This is a genomic window from Mesorhizobium sp. M5C.F.Ca.IN.020.29.1.1 (assembly GCF_003997375.1).
GTDB lineage: Bacteria > Pseudomonadota > Alphaproteobacteria > Rhizobiales > Rhizobiaceae > Mesorhizobium > Mesorhizobium wenxiniae.
Genome location: NZ_RZSW01000951.1, coordinates 1 through 1,398 on the forward strand (window position 1 = coordinate 1; position 1,398 = coordinate 1,398).

General features: G+C 61.8%; 2 protein-coding genes and 1 pseudogene. 1 reads left to right on the top strand and 2 read right to left on the bottom strand.

Annotation, left to right across the window (positions count from 1 at the left end):
- Nucleotides 1-157 (top strand): annotated as a pseudogene (locus EOA85_RS39670) (cytochrome c family protein); the annotation flags it as partial.
- Nucleotides 158-286: 129 nt separating this feature from the next.
- On the opposite strand, the gene gph reads toward EOA85_RS39670, so the two are convergent.
- Nucleotides 287-988 carry a phosphoglycolate phosphatase gene (gene gph, locus EOA85_RS35300; RefSeq protein WP_127212733.1) on the bottom strand — a complete coding sequence of 234 codons (702 nt, stop codon included), beginning with the start codon at nucleotides 986-988 and terminating at the stop codon, nucleotides 287-289.
- Nucleotides 985-1,398 (bottom strand): thioredoxin family protein (locus EOA85_RS35305; RefSeq protein ID WP_164760134.1); only part of this gene is annotated, 414 nt, incomplete at its 5' end. The genes gph and EOA85_RS35305, both read right to left, overlap by 4 nt.

Here is a 1,398-nt window from a genome sequence, read left to right on the forward strand (position 1 = left end):
GGGTAAATCCGGCGTCAAATGGGACGAAGCCACGCTGACAGCCTATCTTCGCGACCCGAAGGCCATGATCAAAGGTACGAAGATGGCGTTTGCCGGTCTCAAGAAGGACGAGGACCTCGCCAATGTCATTGCCTATCTGAAGCAATTCTCCAAATAACTCGGTTTTTCCGCAGAAATAACCCGGTTCTTCCGCATGAAGTAACCCTGTTCTTCGCCGGAAATAACGCGACTTCGCCGGCCGTTCGAAACTGCGTTCGGCCGGCGCCCGCCTGGTGGTTGGCGCCGGTCAGGCGGCGTCTTGCAGCCTGCGCATCGCGGAAGGCAGGTCGAACAGGTTGTCGCAAACGAGATCGGCGCCAAGCTCTTCAACCGGAATTTGGGTGTAGCCGCCACGCAGCAGAATGATGGGCATGCCGGCGGCGCGCGCGGCAGCCACGTCGGCGCCGCTGTCTCCGACCATCAGCGCGTCACGAGGTTCGACCTGAAGCTGGTCGAGCGCCAGCAGCAGAGCGTCGGGCGCCGGTTTCAGGTATGTCACCGCGTCTCCGCCAACGATCGCGCCAAGGTGTTCCGTCAGCCCAAAATGCAGCAGGATTTCGCGAGCCGCCAACTGCGGCTTGTTGGTCACCACACCCATGGCTATTCCGCTCAAGTGGAAGTGGGTGAGAACCTCCCTGACGCCAGGCATCAACGTCGTCAGGCCGGTGAGATGTCTGCGGTAGATCGGCGCCATGACGCGGTTGGCCTCGTCAAGCGCGCTGCCGAGGAGCGGCGTACCGGAAGCGGTGAAGGCTCGCTCGACCAGTTTCCTGACGCCGCCGCCGATCATGGCCTTGACCTGTTCCAGGCGCAGCGGCGGCAGATCGCGGCCGGCCAGCAACTCGTTGACTGCGGCCCTTATATCAGGCGCCGAATCGACCAGCGTGCCGTCGAGATCGAACAGGATCGCTTTCGACGATCGAAACCGCCTACCCATGCCGACGTTCATGCGGCGTCCTTCCACTTGATCGAGCAGCCGATCGAAGCGATCTGGTCGAGCGGCCCGTCGCCGGTTCGGGCAATTTGCTTCATCGCCTCGAACAGGTCGCGTCTCAACCCGGGCGGTCCGGCGTCGCGTCGCGCCGCGTCCAGCCGGCCGCGATATTGCAGCGTCAACTCGCTGTTGAGCCCGAAGAAATCCGGAGTGCAAACGGCTCCATAGGCACGCGCCACGGTCTGGCGCTCGTCGTGGAGGTAGGGGAAAGTGAAGCCGTTCGTTCTGGCGAAGAGCTTCATGTTGTCAAAGGAATCATCCGGATAGGCGTCGGCATCGTTGGAATTGATCGCGACAAAGCCGATGCCTTCGGGCTTGAGATCGTTGGCATCGCGGACGACGCGTGAAATCACCGCCTTCACATA